Genomic DNA, 26527 nt, shown 5'->3' with positions numbered 1-26527 from the left:
ATATATTAATCAAAAAACTTATTTTATAAGTAAAAATAAGTAAATAATAAATAGGTACATTAAATGAAAAAAGTATTGGTTTCGTTATCGTTGGTAATTTCTACATCCCTATCCTATGCTGAAATTATTCCTGATGAAAAATTAAAGACATATTGGAGTGACCCTGAGGTTTCCACAAATACTATTGTGGATTCAATGACCCTAGAAGAACAAATTGGACAGCTATTGATGCCAGATTTTCGATATTGGGGCGTTGATAATAAGGGAAATAAAAAACCATTTATTCAATCAAATGAACAAATTGAAAATATCATTAAGAGATATCATTTAGGCTCAATCATCCTATTTAGAGAAAATTTAATTGATACGCCTCAAACAGTTAATTTGATTAATGCGCTACAAAAATCCAGAAGTAATCTTCCACTATTTATTAGTACTGACCAAGAAGGTGGATATGTTACTCGTTTGCGCGAAGGTACAGAGATGCCGGGAAATATGGCGTTAGGGGCGACGCGTTCTCAAGGCTTAGCTGAACTAACAGGGATGATCCACGGATATGAATTATCTCATTTAGGTTTTAATTTTAATTTTGGTCCTGTTGTTGATGTTAATAATAATCAAAATAATCCTGTAATTGGCGTGCGCTCATATTCAGACAATCCTCAATTGGTAACTGAACTCGCTAATAGTTATATAATGGGGATACACAAATATCCTGTTCTTACGGCGATAAAACACTTTCCAGGTCATGGTAATGTCTCATCAGATACCCATTTTTCACTCCCTATCATTCCTATTGATGCAGCAACTTGGCGAAGTGTTGAGTTAGTCCCATTTAAAAATACAATCAACCACAGTGATGCAGTAATGACCGCGCATATTATTGTTCCTTCCTTAGACAATAATACAATAACGGCATTGAATGGAGAGGAAATTGGAACTCCAGCCACTTTATCTAAAGCGATCTTAACGGATATTTTACGTGATGAATTGAGCTTTAATGGGCTAATTATGACGGATGCCATGGATATGGGGGCAATTTCTAAAAATTTTGATGGCAATTGGGCTGTCAAACAAGCCATCTTAGCGGGTAATGATATTATCTTAATGCCATTAGAGCTTTCTAACCCTGAACATATAACAAAACTTGATGGACTTTATGACTATTTAAAGAAAGAAGCACAAACAAATAAAGAGCTGGAAAAGCGTATTAATGAATCAGCAAAACGTGTCGTTTTGACGAAATTAAAAAATAAAATTAGTGCAGATGAGAAAGATATAGCGCAGGCTAAAAAAATAGTAGCCTCGCCTTTCAATAAAAATATTGAAGATATGGTGACTGAAAATGCGATTACTTTAATTAAGAACGAAGGGGTTTTACCGTACTCACTTAAGGGTGATAACAACCTCATTATTTTTTCAGATGAAAAACCAAGAAATGAATTAATTAAAAAACATCTTGCGAATATTGCTAACCAGTCTGATATCAAAATTACCACCCAAGATCATGTCGTGAAAATGATGGCGGATGACCTTAGTGAAAATGAAATAGAAAAGATAATTAAGGGGCAGGATTTCGTTCTCCTAGCGACGTATAACCTTGCATTACAACCTAAAAATGCACAAAAAATAATTAATATTGCTAATAAAAATAATGTTCCACTTGTCGTTATTTCAACGCGAAATCCTTATGATATTGCGTATCTAGAAAACGTAAATGCAAATATTGCCATTTATGGTATCACTGGCTTCGATGTCACAAATAATGTGAGAAATAGTTTAGAGACTAATATTCGTGGTGGTTTAAATTCCTTACTTTCAACACCAACGCAAGGTGTTATCAATACTCCAAAAGGTAAGTTACCTGTCAATATAAAATCACCTGAGGACACTGATATTCTTTACCCTTATGGCCATGGTTTATCTTATTAAGATTAGTCCTTAATTTGAATGGAGATGCGTTATGTTTAAAAAAAGCTATTTATATATTGGACTAATGATGATCTTTACTTCCTCACAGTCAATAGCCGATGAGTTTGAAATAGATTATGACCAACAAATTATAAAATTGAACCAAAGAATTAATGAATTAGAAAAAAAGAAAAGTGATTTAGAGAAAAAAAATAAAGAGAAAATATGGAACGTAGAATCTTACCTTGGCACTGAGCAAGAAATTGATAGTGATGATAATTGGAAGTTTCTTAAAGGGAGTGTAGCGACATCTCCTTATTTTGGCGCTTTTATTTATCAAAATAACTCACTTTGGATGTATGATATTCAGGTTTTAAAAACGTATTTAGATAATAATTCTGAGTATGATAGGACTCGCTGGCAAGTTGGTGCTACTCGAACTTTTCCATTTACGTTTCATGATAAGCCTGGAAACTTTAAATTACGTCTTGGTTATCGTAATGATAATTGGCATTACGCATCCATCAGTAATCCAGCATTAGCCGCGCCTCAATATAAAGGGGATATTCGAAAAGGTGAAGAACGCCATGAAATATGGGTGAGGCCTCAATTCAATTACAAATATTCAGATAATATTAGTTTTAATGGAAGCTTATCATTTCGCTTTATTGACCGAAAACTCGACTATGCACGTGCAAAAGGTGAATACGGTGTTTATAAGCGCAATTGGAGCTCAATTAATGAGCATTTTATTGGCGGTACGTATACCTTTAATAAGAAAAATTCTTTGTGGGTGAATTACCTCTATATTGATGAAAATCTAATTAATACATTACATAATAATGAGCATTTTCTATGGGCAGTATATCGTTATCGATTTGATAATGGACTCATGATTATGCCTTATACTCGTTATGCACTAACAAAAGGAAAACAAAGTTTCCGTGATTCTAATAATCAGGAATTTCTTTTTAAAGAAAAAGACAGAAGCCGCTATGGCTTTCAATTGCTCTATCCTATCACAAATGGAACATCCATATTCTGGGATACGTACTATCGCCCCGAGGTTACATGGACAAAAGGAACTAAAGAAAATAATAATTTTTGGTTCTGGGCAATCGAATTACGCCATACTTTTTAGTATGTCACGAACCGTTGATTATTGGATATAGCGAGTTTTATTATGAAAAAAATTTTTTATTTTTTAACTTTTTTCCTGACAAGTGCATATAGTGTATTTGCGTTAGCAAATAATGAGCTAAGTAAAGATATTGTACTTGGAGTAGATAGAGAGGCCATTTATGGCCCACTCCTGAAAGGTAAAAAAGTCGCTTTAATGGTCAATCAGAGTTCTGTTAACAAAGATGAAAGGCATACCATAGATAAGTTGTTATCGGAACAAGAAAAATACACTTTTAAAGTAACTAAGTTATTTTCTGTTGAACACGGCATTCGAGGAAACGAAGATGCTGGTTTTGGTGATAGTGACCATATTGATAGCCAAAGTGGGTTACCTATCGTTTCCCTGTATGGGCGAGATGATAAGGGGCGTTCACGAGCACACCCAACAGAAGAACAGTTACAAGATGTTGATATAGTTGTTTATGATCTACAGGATGTGGGTGTTCGTTTTTTCACCTATACGATTTCTATGCATCATCTACTCGAAAGCCTCCAAAAACATCATAAAGAATTTATGGTGTTTGATAGACCAAACCCACTGGGAGATATCGTTTATGGCCCCCTACTTGAAGAACAATTCATTTCAGGTATTGGTATGCATCCCATCCCTATAGTTCATGGCTTAACCTCGGGTGAGTTTGCATTAATGATAGTGAATGAGGGGTGGTTAACGGGTGGTGAAGATACTAATTGGAAAGCCCATGGCCAAGCCCAATATCAATTTCCTGCGGATAAACTTCATGTGATCCCGATGAATAATTATCGTCACGATATGCCATATCATCTACCCAGGGTCCCATCTCCAAATTTGAGAACAGATTTATCGATAAAGCTCTATCCTTCATTAGCATTATTTGAAGCTACGAGTGTTAATATGGGACGTGGCTCTGATCATCCATTTGAACTATTGGGCTTTTCATCGGAAAAATTTTACGAAACTGCACGATATACTGTTGATATTAGCCAAAAACAGTATGGATGGCCACAAGCTGGTAAACAGGTTTATGGAGAGTCATTGGTTCATCTCGATAAGGAGAATATTAAACCAACGATCAGTTATTTTGTAAAATGGTGGTTTAAATTTCATGAAAAAGGTTATCCTCTTAGCATTGACAGTGACAAAGAAGCTCAGTATTTAACATATCAGGATGAGTATTTTGTTATTCGCCCTCTCTGGTTAGCTAAATTGGTTGGTAACCAAAAGCTTTTAACAATCCTGAATGAAGCAACCGAAAAAGGGCTTACTCAGGAGCAGACTATTGCCTGGATTGAACAAAGCTGGCGTGAAGAAAATCAAGCTTATTTAAAATTACGTGATAAATACAAACTATATTAATACTTAATTTGGGTAGACGGTTTTGAAGAGGCTTGTTGCAAATAATAAATTAGATCCGTGTGTATTTTATGGCTTTATCCCGTAGACGTGAAAAACCGGGTCGTTCATTGGCTGCAACCGATCCACTAATACGCTCTTAAATAATTCAATAGGGCTCAGCTTTAAAACCAGCTACTTCAATTTATCTTCTTTGGTTTGCTGTATTTTGTTCCAGTGTCGAAACTCAGCAATAAGCATAAAACTCGTGACATAACGACATTATCCATCCGAAATAGATATCGAATAATAACGTATATACGAATTTAATTAAGCTTGGTTTCGTACACCACTTATTACGTCAGTACGAAACCGAATGCTTTCGTACACAAAGAAATTATTTTGACCTTCTAGTACCCACACCAATACTGTATACATAACCATCATCAAGTGGCGCTAAAATTATGGCAAAAGATAAAACCTATTATTCTGTGCCTGCAAGACAGAAGTATTCTATGTAAAAGGCTGGCTTACAACGTAGTTTTATTGTTCTAGAGCTGTTTTGTTAAATACAAAGAGTGACTATTTAAAGCCATTTTTCACGAAAAATGGATAATAGAATACGTGATATCTGTCGATAACATCAGTATTATCTATCGTCATAACTTATATTATTACTGTATGTTGAGAAATCTGATGTATGCTAAAAACCCTTTTTCTTTAAAGTTACTCCATCCCAAATATGCCACTACATGGATAGGGATTATGACTTTATTTTTATTGGTTCAACTTCCTTACAAATGGCAAATTAAACTTGGTGGGTTTCTGGGTAAAAATTCGAAGTATTTTATTAAAAGAAGAGTTTCAATAATAAAAAGAAACTTGGAATTATGTTTTCCAAATAAAAATGCCAAAGAAATTGACGCTCTAGTTGTAGAAAACTTAAGAGCGCTTGGTATCGCATTATTTGAAACAGGAATAGCGTGGTTTTGGAGTGATAAAAAAATCAAAAAACTTTTTCAAGTCAAAGGGATATCTAACTATCAAGAAGCATATTCCCAAAATAAAGGGGTCATTATCATCGGCGTTCACTTTATGTCATTAGAATTAGGCGGGAGGGTAATGGGGCTTTGCTTTCCAGTTAATGCGATGTATAGGCCACATAATAATAAGGCTATGGAATACATTCAAACAAAAGGACGTTGTAGATCAGGGAAAGGAATGATTAACCGTAAAAATTTAAGATTTATGGTACAAGAATTAAAAAAAGGACAAGCTATCTGGTTTGCCCCAGATCAAGATTTTGGTCGAAAAGGTACCGTTTTTGCCCCATTTTTTTCTGTTAAAAATACGTCAACATCTAAAGGACCCTCAACATTAGCCCAGTTATCTCATTCGCCAACGCTTACAGCCACATTAATTCGCAATAGTCATGGCATTCCCTATGATTTGGTACTGGGGAAAATAATAGATAATTATCCTACAGGTGATGCACTGCAAGATGCAACGACAATTAATCATGTGCTAGAAAAAGAAATAATGAGAGCACCAGAACAGTACCTGTGGGCACACCGACGATTTAAAACTAGACCTGCAGACGAAAGATCCTTATATCTCGGTTAATATTAAAGTGGATGATATATTGTTAATGCTGTTTATTTTATCAGATATGTAAGCAAAAACAGTATTGACTTCAAATTTTTTTTGATAGATTTATCGCAACAGCAAAATGTAAGCTGTTAATACAATAATTACGGAATACGTAATTAACGCGATGATGTCAGGCTGCGATTTTCTAGTGGGTTACAACTGCAATGGTTAGTAACTGAAGTAAGGCTACGGAATAAGAGTCTATATCGCGTAGGGAGAAATGTACCTGTTTAGTTTTTATAGAGAAATTTAATTTTAACGAAGTTTGTAGGAAATAAATCACTCAGAAAAACCATATTGTAACAAGCAAGTACGTTTTTAATGCAGTATCAAAGTAATATTACGTTAGTAGTCATTAATGTTAAATGTAAAATATGCAGTACCGTAAAAGCCCTGACAGTTTTTATTTAATGTTAGGGCTTTTACTTTATATAAGAATATCTGATTTCAATTAATCGTATGGAAAATATAAAATTAATAGGTGATTTTCTTATGCAGTCGCTCAATCACGCTCTCGATAATTTAGGGGTTACTTCAGATGAGGCGATAAAAACGCAACAACTTATTATTTGCGAGGGAATAGTTGGGACTTATGACGGACTCAGAAAAATCGCCGAAAAATATCGTGAAAAAAGAATTCCTCCAGATACCCTCAAAGGGCACTGTTGCTAATAAATAAATGCAGTTGAGCTTTCTCTCTCAAAGTGAATTATATCTTGTCGTTATAGAAAACAAAAAAACTAGCTGTACTAGGCAGTATATTTTTATTTTCAACTTATTACTTTGCACTTCCACTGATGCAACATGAGCATACCTTAATGAGGCTATACCCTGAAGCTTTAGCGGCTTCTATTGCCCGTATAGCATTAAGTAGGTTACCTAGACAGAAACGATTTGAAGTTATCGGCATTTGTTTGCACCCAATTTTGTGTATTTTGTAATTACCTTCGGGTTCCATCGTCGTCTGAATATAATAGTTCATACATCTCCACATTGACATTTCACAAAAGATTTATAACTTATGGACCGCCATCGAGGCATCGAATCTCGACTCTTAGTTTTGCTAAGACTAAATACTCTTCCAATTGAGTTAATGGCGGAATGCGTTTACATCCAGTAGACCAATGCAAGTGTCGCTAAAAGCAACCCAGAAATAGTTAATACATTTTGCGTAAGTGATAAGATTCGTTGATAAAAGGTAGGTAAGTTCATAGGTAATCCCTTAAGAAATAAATCCTTTGGATACCACATCTATTTTTAAAATAAAAACTCGCAACGGCAAGATTTGCTTTTTATAGCAATGAGGTATGATGAGTCACGTATTATAACACATAACTCACTCACAAGGGGATTATAATGATATATAAAATAAAAAACCCCGTATTTACGAGGTTTCATGAGCTATATGTTATTTAAGCTGACGTCATATTAGATTTACAGAAAATACATTTAGCGCCATATGGATTACTTTTTGAGACATCAAAGTGATAGCGTCTATACTGAGATCCCTTACAACAAGGACATCTCATATTAATATTGCCTTAAAGCGCCACCACATTGGCTGCTGCTGGACCTTTTGCGCCATTCTCTAATGAGAAGCTAACTTTTTGCCCATCATATAATGTTTTGAAATCATCACTTTGGATTGCAGAGAAGTGAACAAATACATCTTTGCTTCCATCTTGTGGGGAAATGAAACCAAAACCTTTCGATTCGTTAAACCATTTTACTAAACCAGTCATTGTATTAGACATAGAATTTCCTTTAATTTTTGATTGCCATAAGGCATAGATGAGGTTTGATTTTTATTTTTACTTATGGGAATTAATTAGAAGGAATTCGCAATGAAGAGGTATCTTAGATAACGCTAAATGGAGAACAACTTTAAACTGACTAGCATAAATAGGCCTGTACTTCCAAACCAATAGGTTCATTAAGCCACACAATTTATAGGATAGCAAACCTTATTCCCGTTTTATTTAAAATCGGGCTCTTAAACGTAACAGTAAGTCTTATGTTTATGTTAGACATGCTGGCACCTGTCGCTAGGAAGGATTATGTAGATAGACGTCGTCGTCAAGCGCAAGGGGGCGCAAAAAGCCAAACAAGTAGGAAAATATAAAGGTCGTCCGATCAACAAAATATTACACCAAAAAATTAAAGGCCTGCTGAGGGAGAGAAAAAGTTATAGCCAGATAGAAAACCTGATAGGTTGCACAAAACATACGATTTCAAAGATATCAAAATAGATGAAATCAGCGAAATAAATGACTTATCTATAATACAATTATCCTCTTAACACCTTGGTATTACAGGGTTACGAGCAAACATTGGACTTTTCGATGAAATGGGCGTGCCCCCCTAATAGCATTTACGATCCAGCAAACCCGATGGGAAAAATGTTCTTCAATGTGCTAGCGACCTTTGCTGAATTTGAAGGTGATTTAATACGTCTACGAACCCGAGAAGGGATGGCGATTACCCAAGCAAAATGAAAACTTAGAGGGAAATAACCGAAGTTGTCTGATAAACAACAAAAAGAGCTGTTTCGGATACATGAAACTGGGCAATATTCGATTAGTGATTTGGCTGAGTTATTTTCGGTCTCTCGACCAACAGTTTACCGTACTCTTTCACGAGGAAAAAAATGATCGACTTGACCATAAAGCAACGACAGCTAGCTAAGATAGTTCATGATTATACCTGCCAATTTCCGCTAACAGAAAGCGCAGATGCTGAACTCTTACAGGGATGTTATGACTATATGGAAGCATTTAAACAGGTAATGGATAGCACATCAAAAGTCCAGATGGATTACCTATGCCAACAATATCCAGGATATTATCGCTTTGCAAAATGGATGGAGCGACTCGCACAGAGGATTTGCTGATGGTGTTATTGAAGTCCCTAAAGTTCATTGAAAAACTGATTTCGGAAATTTCGGCGGTTCCGGCGTAGAACCCCTAATATTTATAATAACGCGTAAAATAGGCTTCACTTAATGTATTTGCTGCTTGCGTGAGTGAAATTAAGTTAATGTCTTTCATTTGGGTTTCCTTACACCGCCATAAAATGATTATTTGGATGATTATATGCCATCTTCCCTAAATGAATAAAGTCGAAATGGCGATCTAAACTCCTCACTTTACAACTCAATATAAACCGGTTAAAAGTGACATAATGACACTTTTAACATGAAAAATAATACTCATGACTGGGTTTGAATTGAAACTGTGGCGACGGGGAATGAATTGGGGTCAGGAACGCGCGGCTGAGGAACTGGAGGTAAGCGTGCGAAGCTATAAACGTTATGAAAAAGTGCAAAACATCGCTAAACTCATTGAGCTAGCGACGTTTGCGTTAAGCACAAAAATGAAAACGAAATAGGGCCAGACTACTGTAGGGAGATGAGTTCTTCACGGCTTAAACCGGTACTTTCAACAATTAGGTCAAGGCTAACCCCATTTTTAAGCAAGTTACGCGCCATATCCAGTTGACGCTGATGAGCAAGTTGTCGTTCTTCTTGCCTACCTAGCTCTATACCTTGCTGTAATCCTTCTTGACGACCTTTATCTTGTAAGCGTTGTGCAATATTCACAATAACCTCCTGATGTTTATCTGCCTGTTCACTCAATTGCTGGACAATATGTTCAAAGTTGGGAGAGTCCAGTGCAATGAACAGGTAATTGAGGATAGTGACGATGTCGTTATCATCATTATACTGTTGATTGAGTGCTTGTGCCAATAAGGGGATAATAGTGTCAAATTCATCCCGCAAATATTTGTGCTTCATCGCCAGCTCCATTACAGCCACCTTGCGATGATTAACTAGTTCGTTATCATCAATCACCGTCACATCAACCAACGGGAACGGCTGGGTATATAATTCATTAGCCATATCCGGTAATGGAAAACAATCGGTCCACAATTGAGAATAGGGGTAGGGTGAACGACCACCGTGATAAAACAGTACCGGCACGACTAACGGTAACGTTTTATGCCCTTGCTGAAGATGTTGGTTCATGGCTAAAAAAGCATAGTGCATGAGTCTCCAGGCCATTAGTTTATCGGGCGTGGACTGGTGCTCGACGAGAAGGTAGATATACCCTTCACCTTCCGTTGTTTGCACCGAATAAAGCACATCGGATAATCGAGAGCGTAGCTGTTTATCGATAAACGAGGAATTTGTCAGTGCCAATGTGCTGAAATCACACAACGCTTTGATGTGCTCAGGCAGGTGAATGTCAAAAAAGTCCTTTGCGCTATCAATCTGCGTCATAAACCCTTTAAAAGCCGCATCATGTGCCGTCGGCGTATGCTTAGGTTTCATTATTCGGTTACTCACTCCTCACTAAAGAATGAGCATCATAACGCAGAATTAATTTTCTGTCTGTTTTTCGGATTTCAATGTTCACGTGAAGTCTAATTTACATTTTCATCCACACTCTCAGTGCATTTAGTGACTTTATTTCAATGGATTAGCGAAATCATGGACGATAAATAAAAAATTAAATGCGTTTTAGCCCAAGTCATTGTCTTTCCTCTTATCGATAAAAACAGAAAAACGAGGGACTACAACGGCAATAAATGATAGTGCGGTAAAGAGTCATCAAATTCGCCCTGAAGATGGTGTTGTTTGATGACTTAACTAAATTGTGCTTTATCACCCAGCACCCAAAACTCCACCGAGTCAATCTGTTTTCCGTCATCACTGAATCCAGTGGTTAAAGCAGAGGCAGTAACATAGAAGGTGGGGGTTGCAGTCACCCTCGGCTTTTTCGCAATCATTTTTTGCCAGCGGTCATCACTGAGTACCACGCTATCCCACCCTAAATCTTTGAGCAACTCAGTCGCGTAAGTTAAGCGAAACAAATCACTTTGGCTGGCTATATCACAACAACACGAACGCCATAAATATTATAACCGTGATTTTAATTTTGAGGTCATTAACCGTTGTTAGCCAAGGTGGATGAGCCATTCAAAATCAGGGACGATGCAGCGGTGAAATCGTTTTTGTTTCAGGGCCGTTTGTAACCAGCGAAGCAGAAAAAGATTTTCGGACTGGGCGTTTCGGGCAGCTTTTCCATCCCACTGCGCCAGTTTGAGCGCGACTAAAGCGGCAAAGGCTAATTTACCTAACCAATGATTTTTTTCTTCAACAGAAATCGGGGAATGAATTGTTTTTGTCATGCGGATCGTGATTGTTGTTTAGCGAGTCTTTGTATACGTTTTAACGTATCAGCGACATCCGATTCCGTGACAGTCCCGTTCGGTTGACCGTCTTTATCATAGCGTACCGCACCAGGCATAATCGTCGTGCGGTATTTGACACTATAGCTAATGGCCGCAAGGCTGCGTTTTAGCTTTTTGTACGAAATCGGCAATTCACGCACCTTTTTATCGGCAAATAAGGCTTCACGTGTGCCAACCGCCATCGGTCGAAGTTGTCCATTTGGAAAGAGTTGTGGCCAATAAGCTGAGATATTCGCGATAGCTTCCTCTAAGGGGAGATGTTTTTTTGGCGGCGTTGGCAGAATAACTTTTTTTTCTAACGGAATGACAACCGCTTTCTGATTTTTCGCGGGCGGAGAGGTCTCTTTTTTAGGCGGTTGGATTGGCGCTGTTTTGGCGAGTTTATGGGATTTACGCTGTGTATTGACCACGACCTGTTTACGGCGACGTTGAATAACCGGTTCGGTACTTTCCGACTCTTTTTCTATCGTCGAACGTTTTAACGTCAGTGTTTTGCGTTCCATTCTAACCTCACACCAAAATCATTTTGATCATCAATGCATTAATAGCAGATTATCACGAAATTTCACCTAAATCACCAGCCCGTAGGGCGGTAGACGGCAAAAAGAGTCACAAAGAACGAATAGTGGTTAGGGCCGTCGAGACCCGCGTTAGCGGTTACGCGCTGTTTAATGCCCCCTATCCGCCCCCTGTCCTGGTTAAGCTCAATGATATTAAAACTGTTATTTAGGTTATTTGACCCTTTGAAAAACGCAGTGAGACGGGCGAGAGGCGTAGCCTCGATGAACGGCTGTAGCTGCGCGTTAAGGTGGCCAAAGGCCAGCTTTACGGGGGCAATCGCACAATGCTGCACCGTAATCTGAGCGACAGCCATTTATGGCATGTAAGCGAAGGCTTTATTGGGTTTATCTCTTTAGAGTGTGCGGCTTGAAAAAGCAGAGCCGCAACACCGTGATTGTGAACAGTCTTGAGTCCGCCTTTGAGACGATGGCACAGCAACCTGAACAGGGGGTGGTGGTGCAACTCAATCCGGATGAACGTTTACACACGGCCATGATTGAAAAAATCACGCAAGGGGAAGTGGATAACGCCTATGGAAACCAGAATACTGCGCAAACCAATAAAGCAGACAGTGACCCAAAAAATCTGCAAACGCCAGAAGAGCAGGTGATTGATAAAGCCTTAAAAGAGGCTGAAGCTGCCCTACGCCAGCAAGCGAACAGCGAGTCTAAGGTGCCAGAACTGAACGAAGACGAACTGAGGCAGATGATGGCACAAGAGCGTGATAGCTTGCTGAAAGGGGAACATGACTTAATGGAGGCGAAAGAGCGAGTGATTGAAAAGGCCGTTCAGCTTGAACGTGAACATCAGCAACAACAACGGGACGTTTTGCGCCAACAAGAGCGTGAAATGGTGATGGAAAAATCCAGAGATCGTGAGTTTGGTGATTAACACCCTATTATTTCTGTTTTACCCCGCATTGTCGGCGATTTCCGCCAGTTTCTTTTAGTTTTCTCTCGCGTCGAACCTCAAGTTTTATCACAAATTTTGTGAATAAATCGCGTCTTTATCGTGAAGACGTTGCTTGAATGCGTATAGAGTGCTAAATTAGCCGACAATTGATGTGAATTTTGTGGTCGCCACGCCGAAAGGTGGCAAAAGATGGGATGTAACACACAAAAATGTGCTGTGAACCCAAATAGAAAACCCCTGTAATCTTCTTCAATCTTGGCGGGTCGAGGAAAGATTATCAGGGGTCATCAGAGCAATTCCGCTAGGTGGAATGTTGAACTCCTAGTGGGGAGTATAGAATTATGCGCAAAAAAATTCAACTCCTTCCGTACAACATAAGTGCGGAGAGACATGTCTAATGGGATCTCAATTCCTGCAATTCTTTGTTCCATCGGTAAAATTCATCGGCATTATGCGCCAAAATTTTTAGGGCAATTACCGAAATTAGTGCCTGTGCGTCGCTTTGCGGCCGCATTAAAGCGTCACGATTGGAACCGCAATCCCCATATTTACCAACTGCGCTACAGCCGAAAGCAGCGGATATCTGTGCGTTCTGAGCGCCGGGAAACCTTTGATGCGTTAGCGATGGCCATGATCGCCTATGCTGATTACAACCCCGAAAGTGACACGTTGTTTGAAGTGATGTGTTCGGTGGAGAAGTTGGCGGAATTGTGTGGTCAACTGTATCGCTATGACAGTGGTCGTAAAAGTTATGACCCCATACTTCATGCCTTACGCGATTGGGAACAAGCTAACCTGATTGTGATTGACCGCGATTTTGATATCGAAGCCAAGCAATACAAAGCCATGCGGATTTGGATACGGCCTGAATTTTTTCACGGGCTCGGCTTTTCGAAACTGGAATTACGTGACGTGGTGGCCAGTTTTAGCCGTTGGATGGAAAAACAAGGATTAAAGGAAAGCTATCAAAAACGGTACGCACAGCATGTATTGCGCCTCGCGCGCGCCAATGTCGCCTCCCTCGATAACAAGCATAAACTTCGCAACTTGCTCAACAAACTTAAACCATCTCTTACAATTTAAATGATTCTGTATTGTTGTTGCCTTATCAATCCAATGGGGCATAACGGATAACGCATCCATAAACTGTATTAAGATAATTTCTGTCGGGGCTGTTTTAGCAGCTTGCTCTCGCCCTACCCAATACATCATTTCCGCGCTTTGCGGAAACCCATTCATAAAACGAATAGCGCTGGAGTGTAGGCGGCAGCTCGAGGACATAGAGCCGCCGTAGGAGCCCATAAGGGATTATTGTGTTTTTATGATGAATGAATTTTGATTTAAACTTTTGCTCAAAAAGTGCAATCTCATTATTTTTACCACTTAAAATCAGCTACATGTAATCCCACCCTGTATAGCCTCATCTATTTTTAACAAAACGGACTGTTTTCACACTCAAAAGCTAACGAGGTATACTCGTTTTCCGAGAGACAAAGGGTGATGCCGCTGTTTAAGGAGAGCTATCAACAATTCATTTAACTTTGATTATTGTCTTTTTATTAACTTGTTGTCATTCATGACTAAACAGGCGACTTCCAACTTCCAATCTATCAGTCGTCCATTTATCGTTAAAGCATTAAATGAAAGTAAATATCTCATCGTCTTTGAGGCGTGATTTTGGCCTTTTCGCATTCGAATCACTTTCAGAGCGATAGCCAATCGTAGTCATGACTACACTCTCTAGGTTCTTTTCCTTTAAATTTAAAATATTATCAATTTCTTCCTTGTTAAATCCTTCTATAGCAGTTGTATCTATCCCTAGTGCGGCAGCCGCAAACATAAATTGACCTAATGCAAGATATAGTTGTTTGCTTTCCCAGTTTTTAAGTTCTTCTGAGCTACTATTATTTAATTCAACAAAATAGCGACGCCCTTTATCCATCTCTTGAGCAATGTCTAGATTTTCAAATCTATTGTCATTAATTTCGGTATTGGTTAAATGCTCTAAATATTCATTATCCATTGACTTCCTTATACAAAAAACAATGGTATAAGTAGAATCGGCTATTCGACTATGATTAAAGTCTAACACGCCCGACAATAGCAGATTAGGGTTATTTTTATTGTTTATAATAAAAAAATGCCAAGGCTGAGAGTTTCACTGATGATGGGCTGTTTCTTAATACAGTTAATAGTTTTATTAAGTCACTTTTTGAAACTTCTTTTGAACCATCGTAGTATTTTGTTGTGTATCTTTTTTCGGAAATACTTGCTATATCAACTTCACTCATAAAACTAATCCTTTATTTTTCAAGAACAATAGATAAAAACTACTAACTGCGTGTTTACTAAATAACATAGCAGATAGAAATATTTTATTGTTATATATCACTCTATGACTCGTAATTTTAACTGTTGCACTTTAACAAAAATTATTACCTTAGAGTTATCAAATACTGCCATTTACTTCAACGGCTATGTAGATTAAATTCATAACCTCATGGCTTAATCATAATTAATTAAAAACACAAGATTTTATTATGTTATCGCTATTTTAATACTCAACACACGCTATTGCATAAACGTACTGTTATCCTCTATTTCACCCTGTCTCGCTAGCAATCTAAAATAGCTCGAGACACGTAGCTAAAAATGCCTCTTTAACGTCCTGACTGACGGGATAATAATAGGCTGCATACCCTTCTCGAGGCACCGCCTTATAATAATCCACATAGATATCTTCACAGGCTAACCACGTTTCTCGATCACTCTGTGAAATTTCATTCGCGGCAATTGCTGAGTTAATCACCGTTTCTTTTGAGTGCTCACCGCGCATCATTGATAGCAAACTGTCTTCAGTTTCAAGTAAAACTACATTCCATTCGTTCATCGTCAACACCCTTTCAACCGATTAATTTATTGGGAATGGTATAATTATCCAGTAATTGTTCACCGTATGATCGGGTATCGATATCTTCATTAAAATCCAAGAGAACCAGAGCCGAACACAACGGGGCAAAATCAAGGTATCAAGGGCGGCAAGATAGCGATTTTTTGACGGCATTTCGCGCTTGTCATCAAAGGATAATACAAACGTAGAGTGCAAATCCTTTGCGGTTATAGCGTTTTTATTCCCCGTAAAAAATCGAATTAACGCACTCGCATAGAGATACCGTTTTTGGTATTGCCCTTTTTGTATTTTATTTTCGACAAAGAGAATAGCTTTTGCAGCGGCATATTGACGGTCATTAAAGGGTACAAGGGCTAAATGGTTTGGAATAGTTGTCATGATTATTCACACTGCCCTTTTCAGGGCAGTGTCTCCAGTCTGATTATTGTGCGTTATCGGTGTTGTGAGTGTCAGCGTTTACATCGAGAAAACAGCGAGGCAACCAATGCGTATCTTTGAGGGTGTTTTCAGCCAACTCCGCAGCATCCCCTTTCTTCATTTTGACGGCTTCAAGGACTTTATCTGATGCGCCTGCCTCGGCTAAACAATCGCTGATTTGGTCTTTACTGATACGCCCAAAGAAATTGGCTTTTGTTGGCTGCCACCACTGGCGAAAATCGAAGGCAATCGCCTGCTCAATTGGACGCAAAGCTTTAGCTAACGTGTTATCGTGCGGAGCATGATGGTTCACTTCACTTAACGTTTGCGCGGAACAAAACGCCAGTAATGCGACTAAATCCGCTTGCTCCCATGACAACAACCATGAGAAATCGGCTTGCCATGCGTCAGGGAGACGCGCTGACCATGACTCAAATTGCGTATTAAGTAATTGCAATGCTTCACTGTCTTGGGCGGTCGGGGCATTTTTGAGTAACTCCTCCTGAGAAAGCGAAAATTTAATGTTAAATGCAGTTTTGGCATACGGTGAACCAAACACTTGAATGCATACATCATGAACCAAAATCGCCAGTGCCACGTTTGGATGTTGTGTTAATGCCGCTTGAACCGCTAATGTGCGCTCCGAAGAGAGACTTTTGCACAAGGCTGCGCTGTAGGTAGAAACCGTCTCAACTTGAGTTGTTGATTGCTCACTCACACTTTCAGTTTCGCTTTCCGCTTCACTGCACTGTGACTCTTGCTGTGCTAAGTCAATGACGCCACGGATGACACACGGTTCTCCATCACGGTCAAGGTAGACAACAACGCCTTTTGTTGCTTTTCTATCGGCTGTCCACTCCTGATTTTTGGTACGGTCTTTAATGTCTTCGATTTGCTTTTCGCAGTCTGCCACGGCTTGGCAAAGGTCAGCTTGTTCATTTTCGTCATCCGTTTCCCATGATTGCTGACGTAAATCCGTTTCACGAGCACGCAATTCAGCCAATAAATCCGCAAATTCAGGGGGGATGACCGCCTCGGGCGCATGACTGAGTGACAAGGTTTCTGCGTCATTACCGTAAAAGCTCGGACGCTCTAAACGGGCAGTACCGAACTGCCAACCCTCAATATCCGCTAACAGTTCCGCACACACAGTGAGTTTATCGAGTGCTAATTTTTCTAATAGTGGGGCATTTTCAATAAATCCGGCTTCGGTAAAGAGGTCAATTTCAAGGGTTCCCCCTGCTTGTTCGTAAGCATCCAACCCCACAAACTTCACCAGTCGATTATTTTCGACGGGGATTTTGGTTTCTTCGACTGCTTCACGTAAGTAACGTGGCTCTTTTTTCCAACCCATTGCATTATTCCATACCATGACTTGGCGGTCATGATCAGGGGTTCCGGCTAACGCTTGCAGCTGGTCTAGCGTGATATTGTCCGCATCCAACTCCGCTAATAGCTCGGGAGCCATGTTTGCTAAACGCAGACATTTTTTCACGTGGTGAGTGCTAAACCCTAATAAGTCACCGATTTCAGACGCATTTTTGCCTGTTTTTTGTAGCTCGATAAAAGCATGGAGTTGGTCGGCTGGATGCATGGCTTCACGTTGGCTGTTCTCCGTCAGGGAAATAATCAGCGCATCGGACTCTGAAACCACTTTGACAGGCACAGGGAAACTCGACGCTAAATGCCCTTTTGTCACCAATTGTTGTAACGCCAGTAAACGACGTTGACCCGCAGCAACCCCGTAGACGTCATTGCCCATCGGGTAAACCACCAAGTTTTGTAACACCCCGACCGCTTGAATACTGTCTGCCAGTTCTGACAAGGCTTTTTCATCCATCGGACGTTTACGCACATTGAGTTCACTCTGTACCAATACCGATAACGGCAACACATGCGCTTCCATGCTGTCTAATGCCTGATAAATCGCGTCGGCCTGTGCGGATTTTGCGCCTTTTTTTGCTTTACGTTGTTTTGGGTTAATGCTAGTTTCTAATGTAGACATAATTGATACCTCTATTGTTGTTAACGTGTCTTTGCTAAGAGAGTGACAAGGCTCTCTTAGCACCTAAGATGCTTGAATGAGTTCAGGACGCAGATAAAACATGTTGTTTAAATTGTCGCTAAAGCCAATCGGATAGCCGTCTTTCACAAAAATACTGTTGGAATCGAACGCATCACTGTGCAGCGTGATTTCTTCGTCGTATAACTCAGGTGAAATATCCCCCTCGAATAAATCCAATAACCGTGTCAACGGTGCAATGTAATGCAATAAATCCGCTTTCTGACCGTCAGTCAGTGGGGTTTTACCCCTTCTTTCGTTAGATTCTGGAGCTGCAAGGTTTTGATGTGATGACATTTTTGAATCCTCCTCGGTGTTAATGATTTCTTTCATTGAGTTCCTCCGCTGCAAAGGCCGTACATAGCCGAGACGAGGAAGGAAGCAAGGGCGGAAACAAAATTGTTGGAAAGCGCAGCGACAAGAATTTTGTTGGAGTGCACTTTACGCTTGCTGTATGACGAGACGAGGCTATGTTTTAGGCCAAGCGGAGGGGCTCGATGAAAGATTAATCACACAGGTGAAGAAAATGGCAGCACCCGACTTGCAGCGAGAGAAGCGAACGGCAAGTCGCCATTAACGCTTAGCACAGCTAAGCAGTGAACCAGGGGCGGTCCCGCAGGGAGCTGCACCCCTGCCCTTTGCGCCACGTTGAAAACGTTAAAAGGCGCAGTGGTTGTCCTTTCAAGCCGGTTGTCCCCATTTTCCACATTTGGCGAGCCAGTGAGCGCGCCCCAAACAGGCGCGAGAACGGGAGTGTACGGGGAACCTGCGCCAACTGTGTGTAAATGGGGACAATCCGGCGTTCGACTTAATACTGGCTCAACGCCAGTGTGAATCCGTTGCCCCAAAACTCAAAATGGGCGTATCCACAAAATCAGTGGATAACTTGAAATAGCCCTGTTAATAACAAGGATAATGGTTTGATTAATGAATGAATATCAACGCTGCTCAAAAAATCATCACCCAATGATTAGCATTTTACGATAGGAATGTCCGAGAATTGCGTTGTCCAACGCGGTGAAAGAAATTGCTGCTTCATTTTCCATAAATTGGTTGCACTTGAATACCCTGCTCTGTAAACCAGATAGCATCTTTTCCTCGATTAATCTGGTAAATCGTCTGCATCAGTTCACCAATTTTACTGTATTTCACATTCGGAAGCCAAAGTCGGTCAAACAAAATGACTGCGCCTGAATAATATTGCGCGTATCTTGTGTAGGATAAATGAGTGTTTGGGCTTCTTGCTGATAATAATGCGACTCATGATGAGAAAAATGGTTACTCTGCACCCACAATATCACTAATCGACAATACTGTTTTTTCTTCACACAATTTTTCTGCTGCGCGTTCGGCAAACGCACACACCGATTAGCGAAGTAACTCGTAACCCACCACTTTATGGCCAAGCGAACGTGCGCCAATAATTTGAGCATGTAACATCTTAGCGGTAAGACATACCGTGCTTGCCGGTGAAGGATATCAAAAAAGTTATACCGTATCTCTTGTTATTACAGGCTTTTTAAAAGATTTTTTCTGTTCCCCGCAAAAAACAACCCCCTTGTTCGCCAAGATATCACCGTCAAATAATCAAGCGTAATATTTCATTTTGTGCACTTAAGAGCAATATTAACTTGTTATACGCACAATTTACATTAATAATGTAAAAAACCAAGCAAGGGGCAAAAAATGTCAATTTTAGATCAAATACTAATAATTGGTCAGCGAATGAAAGCTGAACAAATTTCATTAAAAGAATCTATTGCTGAAGTAAATACAATTAAAGTTACTGATAAACAAGTAGATGGTCTGGACAGGCTTATATATAACCACTGTTTAAACAAAACAGCTCTGGCTGATTTTTTTGGAAAATCTCGCAATACATTCTCAAAGATAGTGACTGAAATGCAGGCTAAGAAAATCATTGGCGAACCTATTTTTCAAAATAAAAACCATCTTTATACACGATTCGACGTTCAAATGATCATGGAAGAACTGGGAGCCCATCGTTACTCGGATATGTATAAGCCAAGAGTCATCGTCATAGAAAACCATAAAGGTGGAACAGGAAAAAGTACAACTACAGCCACAATTGCAACAGCTGCTGCATTAGATCTAAACCTAAACGCCCGCTGTTGCATCGTAGACTTAGACCCTCAAGGCTCTATCGGAAATAATCTTATCCGAACCACTAATGATGACGATATTTATCTAACAATTACCGATGTTTTGCTGGCTGAATACGAGCCTGATGGTGATTATTCTCAATATATAGCAGCAGGTTATTCTGAGGCAGATATCATCGCTAATATTCCATTCAGTACTCATCTTCCGAATATGGATGTTATTACAGCATTTCCCACAGATGATAGATTCACTGATCTATACTGGCGCTTAAGCAAAGATGAACGAAATAAGCTTCTCACTCGTTTTAGAGATATTGTCGTTCCTGTTCTAAAAGAGCATTATGACCTTATCTTTATAGACACCCCACCACAAGACTCGCCAATCATATGGTCAACAAATGAAGCTGCTGATGCACTACTAGTGCCAATAACACCGCGTGAGTATGACTTTGCTTCCACAACAAATTATATGCTAACGATTGGTGCACGTTTACAGCAGCTACCATCTAGAGGAGAAAATATCAAATGGATGAAGGTACTAGCTGTTAATGTCGATGATAAAAGCCAACATGAAGTTCGAACATTAAACAAGCTTGTACGTACCGTACAAGACAAGTTCATGACAACTAATATAAAACATTCAGAGGCTTTTGTTGCAGCAGCAGAAAGGGGCAGGACAGTCTTAGATATCAAAAAATCAGAGGATTTATGTCCTGCAAAACAGTTCGATATAGCTGAAATGTCAGTAAGTTCGGTATATCAACAATTTATAAATGAAATCAAAAGTTTCTCTGCAAAAAGTGAGTAATCCGCATGACTGATGTAGAAAGAGGCACAAACAAAGATATGTATTTAGGAAATTCGAAGAAAACACGTTTTGAGCAGAGAAATGGACTCCCCTCTTTAAAAGGGGGGAATATCCCCAAAAGAACCTTTACACTGAAAAACGGGCACAAAGTTGATGCTGAACACATCATAGTCTCAGGGGATAAAGTCTCTGAACAAACTGTTGTTCATTATCTTAATCCACGTAACCAGGAAGCATTGGATGAGAACTCCATGGGCGATATTCTGGAACAAATAAAACAACGGGGAGTGGATACTGAAGGTATTGCTATCAGAAAGGATGGTATTTACCACTTAATTGAAGGAAGTCGACGTCGCTATTGCTGCATAAAATTATCTACCGACCTACCATTATGGGTTTTACCAAACGACATATCCAATGAAGATATTTTCTCTATTATTAGTGCTGCGCAAAGTTCTCGAAAACTCTCTTACCGCGAGGTAGGTTTACAGTATCAAAAGCTAATGGAGGATAATAACTTCACAACTAATGAACAATTAGCTCAATATATTGGTATAAGTACTGAGTCAGTTCGTAAACGTATTCAGGCAGCATTAATTGATGTACGTCTAGTTAATTTATTTCCTGACTGCGAAGGAATACCTAATACATTCTATGCCCGTCTTTCTAAACTCCAAAGTAATGCACATAAAGAGGGCATAGATTTAGCAGTACTATGCAAAGAGGTCAGAGATAATCGTAAAGGCCTAGTAATTGAAAATATCCAAGAAACACAAAAAAATATATTAGACGATTTATCAAATATTTTAGAGTTGATGACAGACAAAACTAAGCCCGCCTCAGCATGGAAAACCTCTGATATTGTCGAATTCAATAATAAGGATCAATATGCCCGTATTAGCTACAGTGGAAACGGTAGAAAAGTACGTTTTGAGTTTAATAGGCTTAATCAAACCGTTATTCAAGAGCTTGAACGCTTGATAAAGCTAAAGCTATCTAAAATAGTTCAAGAAAAAAGTAAAGAATAAAAAAACAATGTGACTACGCCTTGCCGTAAATGGCGAGGTGTTCCATTTACTGAGCCAACATACCATAAAATAGCATATCGAAATCAATGGTATTTCGCCAAAACAACTAATAAAATTAAACTAATATAAACAATGCATTATAGTTTTATTTTCATTTTTTTGTAATAAAACAACCCCCTTGTTCGTCAAAAATTACACAGTATTTACTCTATCCAACATACTATTAAACTTTACATTTAGGTAGAGAGTATTCGACATTATAGTCAAACTAGCTAGTGATAAATCACCCTTGCCAGATATAGTCGGGGAGGGGATATATCGACTGATAGCCTAAAGACGACTATTTGATGAGTTTGTAGCTGCTGTTGGAATTGCAAAAAAAGGAATATTGTCAGACAACCGGATATTTTAACCGTAAGTTGCTTTACTATCCCGATACAATAGCATTAAGATATAATTATAATATTCCTACGAGCTTAGTTGTTTGAGATTCGCTTGTGAGCATAAGCAGTTTTAGATAAGCGTAAGGTACTGTCAATAATTGGCTTGATAAGTCCTCTTTTAATAGCAAGAAGTCATCTTGAAGTGTCTTCAACATCGTCAACCAATGTACCTCGGAACTGTTTTTGAGAAAAGAAGAAATTCGAACATTAATTGTCGCCTATATGCTCACCATAAAACCCATTGAGACAATAATCTACTCAAAAAGCAAGGCATTAATTGTTTTTGAAAAATATTGCCACGTGCCTGCTCCCCAACTTAAAGAGCGAGGCTTCCCAAATCTTAGATTGCAAGCGTCGATATGACGGATTCACGCTACACTCGCATGTGTTATGACCATTATTCAGACTCTGCAAAATTAAAGTGAGATTATTGAAATTTGAATATCACAGGCTACTGCATATTTAATAATATTACGGATACTCGCGTTATCAAAATTCGACTCCATACGAGTGATAGTTGAGTGATTAACACCCAATTTTTTAGTTAAACATGCGTTATTGCACCATTCTGTTAGCAGAGCTTGAAATTTTTCTTTCTATAGTTCTTCTTCATAATCGGCCCAATATTGAGATTTTTTTCATCCATTCACTGTACAAATCATTGTGCTTATTTATCATTCAGTATCCCTTGCAATCTTGCTTTTGCGATCTCAAATTCTGTTTTTTGTATTTTTTATGAAAATCAGCAATATATAAATTATTTTTCCTTTATGATATACCCAAAGCCCTCGATCTAAATCATTCCTGATACTTCTGAGTTCAAATAATACATCCCTAAGAGGTTTAGTTTCTGTTTTCTGTAAAATATGGGGATTTCATTCCATTTTCTGCACTATACGATCATATTTAACTTTTATTTTAATGGATAAATCATTGGCTTCTTTTTCTACTTCTTTGTGGTATTTGACTGTATGCATATCCCCCTCTACCAATTTGCAATTAAATGCAATTTATAAAGGATAAAAAAATCTAGTTAAGTAGTTGAGAAATACATTTATCCATGTGGATAATTGATGCAATCAATTGATTATCGATGAACTTAATAGAAAGATTATTTTTTAATCTCATTAACTTCTAACAAAGGGAAAATCTGAAAATTTTGTAGTCCATCGAGGAGAAAAAGCTGCGGCTTCATTTTCCACAAGGCGGATTGCGATCGAATCACCTGAGCTGTAAACCAGATAGCACCTTTTCAACTATTATTCTGATCAATCGTCTGTATAAGTTCATCTATCTTGTGAATCCGAGGGCACTCTCAAATAAATTCAGTTGTACTTGTCCTGAAGGGGAAAATTCACTGAGCGATATACCGCTTTTACTGTATTTTACACTAGTTTTGATAACTTATTTTTCACTATCGCTAAAGGCTGATTAGCTTTTATCTATGTGATACTACTATCTTATTTCAACGTTAAATTAACGCCAAGCGCTTTGATGACAGTCTGAATTTCAGCCTGTGATGATATATATTTAATTGATGCCATTAGTTAAATTCTAATATTTGAGTTATATTGTTTGGCATATCATTTGAGTATAACTATATGAAAGGTATGAGTGTAGATCGAGAAACTTATCATGTTACTTATGTGCATTCAGTAAATGATAAGGTATCTATATACTTGAAACAAAAATAGTTCAATTATGAACTAAATCATAAATACATAAGAAAATTAGATTAGATTTGCTAATTTATAAAACTTCAGATAAATGCTAGCTTTTTCTAAAATATTAAGTGAAACGACTATATATGATGAATATTCATAATTTACAAATTTAAATGTTAACTAATTAACTTACTATATAAACAGTAAATCAAGTTATTCATGATATTTCAAACAACATACTATTTTATCTATTGATAATCTAAAAGGAAATCCTCTGGATATCATTACTGACAAACTGTTTTACTGGCGTGTAGATCGTTCAATTTACCAAATGGATAAGTATGACAGTTTACAAAGCTTGCTCACTGATAAAATATACATTAGTAAAATTGACAAGACAAATAAAATTATCAAAAAAAGAAAGTCACAATTAGATGGTGGATATAGACTATTTTTTATATTAAATAGAATTTAATCTCAAATATAATCAGATTATAATCTATCAATCTTTAACCGTACAAAAGACTATAAAAAGGTGAAATATTTTGAACATATTTAAATCGATCTGGGATTTTTTTGGTATTTATCAAACTAAAAAAATAAGAATTTTACATATGTTAATTCTACTCTTAGTAATATCGCAAATCATTGTTAGCAACTGGATGATGGGGACAAAGTCAGTGGTTCCTCCTTTTTTTGACATGATTTATTTGTTCACTTGGATTCATATTTTTTCGGGTTTTGTACTCCTTTTTTTAACTTTCTTTTTAGTCCTATCGTGTTTTAAACAACGCGGACTTAGATATTTTTATCCCTACCTTTGGGGTGACTTTAAACAAATCAAAGAAGACATACGTTACCTTTTAGCTAAAAAGCTACCAGATAGCGCTCCTAAAGGACTAGCAGCAACAGTTCAAGGGTTAGGGTTAGGAGCTTTATCAATTGTTATATTATCTGGTGTTGCATGGTTCATTTTATGGTTACAGCAGTCAGCATTCACTCTAGAGGCGAGAAGTATTCATAAATCACTTACAATTTTAATTGAGATTTATATTTATGCTCACGGTACATTAGGAATTATTCATTTTGTAATTTGGAAAAAACACAAAGGCAAATAGACTTATTTGATACATTACTATCAATCATAACCACCCGCTATGCAGGTGGTTTGCTCTATCCCTATAAGGCAGTACCTAAATGACGTTGCTTTCTCTTCGTTCAAGCTAAATGTCTTTGCTACTTTTGCCTACCTCTTGAAGGGGTCTATATGCTCTTTCGTACTAAGTCTATCTGAAATTAAATCTGACTTTTCTTACCCTCTGATATACTTCTGAATTGCCTCTTCATTTTACCCTACCGTACTTACACAGTAACCTTCTGACCAAAATTTTCTATTGCCAAATTGATATTTTAAATTCGCATGTCTATCAAAGATCATCAACTAATTTTTTATCCTTCAAAAAGCCCATAAAACTTTAAACACTTAGCTTTGGAGGAATATTGACTGACATGTGAACATGATATGGCATCAGATGGTCTTCGATTATTTCAATATTTTTGTACTTACAAAGGTCTCGTAGAATAGCACCAACACTTGAACGAATATTATAAAAAATCACTTTCCGTCCGAATTTCGGCGAAAATAAGATGTGGTATTTACATAGCAATTTTGAATATGCTGAGCTTTGTACTTTAATGCTCATAAACACCTTTCCTTATTTAGGTTACAAATATTAGTTTGAATATCTATATCGTAACGGAAAGGAATTTTTCTTGGTGTAACCCTTTAACTATACAAGCAAAGTAGATGGTTTTATGTTTAAGGGGCTAACGCAACTTAAACTAGCGAAAAACATAAAGAGCAATAATCGTGATAATTTTACAAAACAAATAATTTCCAACCAAATAATAACTATAGAAACTAAAGTAAGGTCGCTAGTAATTATAATGCATGTTAGTGTTATATATATGTAATAACGAAAATATTACTCAAATTTTAAATCTAGTATCATATACATAACCACAACCCATTGAATGAGTGAGTAAAATCTAACAGCCCAAAAAAACACGTAGAAGGAGTTTTACTGGATACTTATGGCCATATTTGTTACATAATAAGTTTATATATGAATATATATTAATTTCAGTTATATATTCTTTTTTTTTCATAAAATCAAGATTTAAACCTAAATATGGGCATCATTTTTTGAAAACAAAATGCCCTTATAAAAAAATTATTTTTAAACTTATTGTTTTATAAAGATATTTATAGAATGTAAAATATGTAACA

Annotated in this window: 28 protein-coding genes and 4 pseudogenes; 13 read left to right on the top strand and 19 right to left on the bottom strand. The window is 37.9% G+C overall.

Annotated features, from left to right (window positions below):
• The first annotated feature begins 63 nt into the window (after positions 1–63).
• The 3 genes from ACU696_RS00160 to ACU696_RS00150 are packed head-to-tail and all read left to right on the top strand — an operon-like array spanning position 64 to position 4429.
• Positions 64–1932 (top strand): glycoside hydrolase family 3 protein, encoded by a 1869-nt coding sequence (locus tag ACU696_RS00160; RefSeq protein WP_110592976.1) that lies wholly within the window; start codon positions 64–66, stop codon positions 1930–1932.
• Positions 1933–1963: 31 nt separating this feature from the next.
• Positions 1964–3052, top strand: a complete 1089-nt coding sequence (locus ACU696_RS00155; RefSeq protein WP_123382856.1) for a hypothetical protein — start codon at positions 1964–1966, stop codon at positions 3050–3052.
• Between the two features lie 51 nt (positions 3053–3103).
• Positions 3104–4429 (top strand): exo-beta-N-acetylmuramidase NamZ family protein, encoded by a 1326-nt coding sequence (locus ACU696_RS00150; protein ID WP_371021571.1) that lies wholly within the window; start codon positions 3104–3106, stop codon positions 4427–4429.
• A gap of 73 nt (positions 4430–4502) precedes the next feature.
• Here ACU696_RS00150 and ACU696_RS00145 read toward each other — a convergent pair.
• A pseudogene (locus ACU696_RS00145) lies at positions 4503–4643 on the bottom strand (recombinase family protein); the annotation flags it as partial.
• A gap of 458 nt (positions 4644–5101) precedes the next feature.
• Here ACU696_RS00145 and lpxL point away from each other — a divergent pair.
• Both lpxL and ACU696_RS00135 read left to right on the top strand, forming a co-directional pair.
• Positions 5102–6028: an LpxL/LpxP family Kdo(2)-lipid IV(A) lauroyl/palmitoleoyl acyltransferase gene (gene lpxL / locus ACU696_RS00140; protein WP_198642036.1), complete on the top strand. Its 927-nt coding sequence runs from the start codon at positions 5102–5104 to the stop codon at positions 6026–6028.
• A gap of 519 nt (positions 6029–6547) precedes the next feature.
• Entirely contained in the window at positions 6548–6727 is a 180-nt protein-coding gene (locus tag ACU696_RS00135) for a hypothetical protein (protein ID WP_110592972.1), read from the top strand.
• Positions 6728–7467: 740 nt separating this feature from the next.
• Here the strand turns inward: ACU696_RS00135 and ymcF are convergent.
• Together ymcF and cspE are read right to left on the bottom strand one after the other, a co-directional pair.
• A complete protein-coding gene (ymcF, locus tag ACU696_RS00130) occupies positions 7468–7584 on the bottom strand; it encodes a cold shock small protein YmcF (protein WP_232799088.1) in 117 nt (38 codons plus the stop codon).
• A gap of 12 nt (positions 7585–7596) precedes the next feature.
• Positions 7597–7809, bottom strand: a complete 213-nt coding sequence (gene cspE / locus ACU696_RS00125) for a transcription antiterminator/RNA stability regulator CspE (protein WP_110592971.1) — start codon at positions 7807–7809, stop codon at positions 7597–7599.
• Positions 7810–8421: 612 nt separating this feature from the next.
• Here cspE and ACU696_RS00120 point away from each other — a divergent pair.
• From ACU696_RS00120 to ACU696_RS00110, 3 genes and pseudogenes are all read left to right on the top strand, one after another.
• Positions 8422–8706 (top strand): annotated as a pseudogene (locus ACU696_RS00120) (helix-turn-helix domain-containing protein); the annotation flags it as partial.
• Positions 8703–8976: pseudogene (locus ACU696_RS00115) on the top strand (arylsulfatase regulator). The pseudogenes ACU696_RS00120 and ACU696_RS00115, both read left to right, overlap by 4 nt.
• Before the next feature lie 325 nt (positions 8977–9301).
• On the top strand, positions 9302–9442 hold the full coding sequence (locus ACU696_RS00110; protein WP_213637274.1) for a hypothetical protein: 141 nt from the start codon (positions 9302–9304) through the stop codon (positions 9440–9442).
• A 7-nt stretch (positions 9443–9449) separates the two neighbouring features.
• Here the strand turns inward: ACU696_RS00110 and ACU696_RS00105 are convergent, their stop codons facing one another.
• The 4 genes from ACU696_RS00105 to ACU696_RS00090 form a co-directional block, all read right to left on the bottom strand.
• On the bottom strand, positions 9450–10385 hold the full coding sequence (locus ACU696_RS00105) for an Rpn family recombination-promoting nuclease/putative transposase (protein ID WP_110592970.1): 936 nt from the start codon (positions 10383–10385) through the stop codon (positions 9450–9452).
• Between the two features lie 314 nt (positions 10386–10699).
• On the bottom strand, positions 10700–10927 hold the full coding sequence (locus ACU696_RS00100; RefSeq protein WP_232801085.1) for a hypothetical protein: 228 nt from the start codon (positions 10925–10927) through the stop codon (positions 10700–10702).
• 84 nt (positions 10928–11011) lie between these two features.
• Positions 11012–11245 (bottom strand): DUF2913 family protein, encoded by a 234-nt coding sequence (locus tag ACU696_RS00095; RefSeq protein ID WP_232801087.1) that lies wholly within the window; start codon positions 11243–11245, stop codon positions 11012–11014.
• Entirely contained in the window at positions 11242–11811 is a 570-nt protein-coding gene (locus ACU696_RS00090; RefSeq protein ID WP_198642037.1) for a ProQ/FINO family protein, read from the bottom strand. The genes ACU696_RS00095 and ACU696_RS00090 overlap by 4 nt, the downstream gene beginning before the upstream one ends.
• A gap of 424 nt (positions 11812–12235) precedes the next feature.
• Between ACU696_RS00090 and ACU696_RS00085 the strand changes: the two genes are divergently transcribed.
• Both ACU696_RS00085 and ACU696_RS00080 read left to right on the top strand, forming a co-directional pair.
• Positions 12236–12760 carry a hypothetical protein gene (locus ACU696_RS00085; RefSeq protein ID WP_209102840.1) on the top strand — a complete coding sequence of 175 codons (525 nt, stop codon included), beginning with the start codon at positions 12236–12238 and terminating at the stop codon, positions 12758–12760.
• 411 nt (positions 12761–13171) lie between these two features.
• The gene (locus ACU696_RS00080) at positions 13172–13864 is read left to right on the top strand and encodes a RepA family replication protein (protein ID WP_272659392.1); all 693 of its coding nucleotides are present in this window, start codon (positions 13172–13174) and stop codon (positions 13862–13864) included.
• Between the two features lie 553 nt (positions 13865–14417).
• Here ACU696_RS00080 and ACU696_RS00075 read toward each other — a convergent pair.
• The 9 genes from ACU696_RS00075 to ACU696_RS00035 all read right to left on the bottom strand — a co-directional run bounded on the left by ACU696_RS00075 (position 14418) and on the right by ACU696_RS00035 (position 19499).
• The gene (locus ACU696_RS00075; RefSeq protein WP_447342999.1) at positions 14418–14882 is read right to left on the bottom strand and encodes a nitroreductase family protein; all 465 of its coding nucleotides are present in this window, start codon (positions 14880–14882) and stop codon (positions 14418–14420) included.
• A 19-nt stretch (positions 14883–14901) separates the two neighbouring features.
• A complete protein-coding gene (locus ACU696_RS00070; RefSeq protein ID WP_447342998.1) occupies positions 14902–15072 on the bottom strand; it encodes a hypothetical protein in 171 nt (56 codons plus the stop codon).
• A gap of 332 nt (positions 15073–15404) precedes the next feature.
• Positions 15405–15671, bottom strand: a complete 267-nt coding sequence (locus ACU696_RS00065; RefSeq protein WP_110592930.1) for a hypothetical protein — start codon at positions 15669–15671, stop codon at positions 15405–15407.
• Positions 15672–15692: 21 nt separating this feature from the next.
• Complete coding sequence (locus ACU696_RS00060; protein ID WP_110592929.1) at positions 15693–16070, bottom strand: plasmid SOS inhibition protein A; 378 nt, start codon at positions 16068–16070, stop codon at positions 15693–15695.
• Between the two features lie 43 nt (positions 16071–16113).
• Positions 16114–18114 (bottom strand): ParB/RepB/Spo0J family partition protein, encoded by a 2001-nt coding sequence (locus ACU696_RS00055; RefSeq protein ID WP_110592928.1) that lies wholly within the window; start codon positions 18112–18114, stop codon positions 16114–16116.
• 63 nt (positions 18115–18177) lie between these two features.
• The gene (locus ACU696_RS00050) at positions 18178–18504 is read right to left on the bottom strand and encodes a hypothetical protein (protein ID WP_110592927.1); all 327 of its coding nucleotides are present in this window, start codon (positions 18502–18504) and stop codon (positions 18178–18180) included.
• 176 nt (positions 18505–18680) lie between these two features.
• A complete protein-coding gene (locus tag ACU696_RS00045; protein WP_209102728.1) occupies positions 18681–19019 on the bottom strand; it encodes a hypothetical protein in 339 nt (112 codons plus the stop codon).
• Positions 19020–19141: 122 nt separating this feature from the next.
• On the bottom strand, positions 19142–19255 hold the full coding sequence (locus ACU696_RS00040; protein ID WP_420372527.1) for a DUF4113 domain-containing protein: 114 nt from the start codon (positions 19253–19255) through the stop codon (positions 19142–19144).
• A 64-nt stretch (positions 19256–19319) separates the two neighbouring features.
• On the bottom strand, positions 19320–19499 hold the full coding sequence (locus tag ACU696_RS00035; protein ID WP_213637272.1) for a hypothetical protein: 180 nt from the start codon (positions 19497–19499) through the stop codon (positions 19320–19322).
• 358 nt (positions 19500–19857) lie between these two features.
• Here ACU696_RS00035 and ACU696_RS00030 point away from each other — a divergent pair, with 358 nt between their 5' ends.
• Positions 19858–21102, top strand: coding sequence for a ParA family protein (locus ACU696_RS00030; RefSeq protein WP_110592926.1), 1245 nt, complete (start codon positions 19858–19860; stop codon positions 21100–21102).
• A gap of 5 nt (positions 21103–21107) precedes the next feature.
• Entirely contained in the window at positions 21108–22130 is a 1023-nt protein-coding gene (locus ACU696_RS00025; protein ID WP_110592925.1) for a ParB family protein, read from the top strand.
• Positions 22131–22989: 859 nt separating this feature from the next.
• Here the strand turns inward: ACU696_RS00025 and ACU696_RS00020 are convergent.
• On the bottom strand, positions 22990–23109 hold the full coding sequence (locus ACU696_RS00020) for a helix-turn-helix domain-containing protein (protein WP_368924810.1): 120 nt from the start codon (positions 23107–23109) through the stop codon (positions 22990–22992).
• Between the two features lie 174 nt (positions 23110–23283).
• A complete protein-coding gene (locus ACU696_RS00015; protein ID WP_238563193.1) occupies positions 23284–23382 on the bottom strand; it encodes a type II toxin-antitoxin system RelE/ParE family toxin in 99 nt (32 codons plus the stop codon).
• Positions 23383–24782: 1400 nt separating this feature from the next.
• Between ACU696_RS00015 and ACU696_RS00010 the strand changes: the two genes are divergently transcribed.
• Positions 24783–25355, top strand: coding sequence for a cytochrome b/b6 domain-containing protein (locus ACU696_RS00010; protein ID WP_110592923.1), 573 nt, complete (start codon positions 24783–24785; stop codon positions 25353–25355).
• A 128-nt stretch (positions 25356–25483) separates the two neighbouring features.
• Here the strand turns inward: ACU696_RS00010 and tnpA are convergent.
• Positions 25484–25940 (bottom strand): annotated as a pseudogene (tnpA, locus tag ACU696_RS00005) (IS200/IS605 family transposase).
• Between the last annotated feature and the right edge of the window lie 587 nt (positions 25941–26527).

Source organism: Providencia sp. PROV_01 (assembly GCF_053098325.1).
The sequence above is the reverse complement of the archived record's forward strand: the minus strand, read 5'-3'. Positions and strand labels throughout refer to the sequence as shown.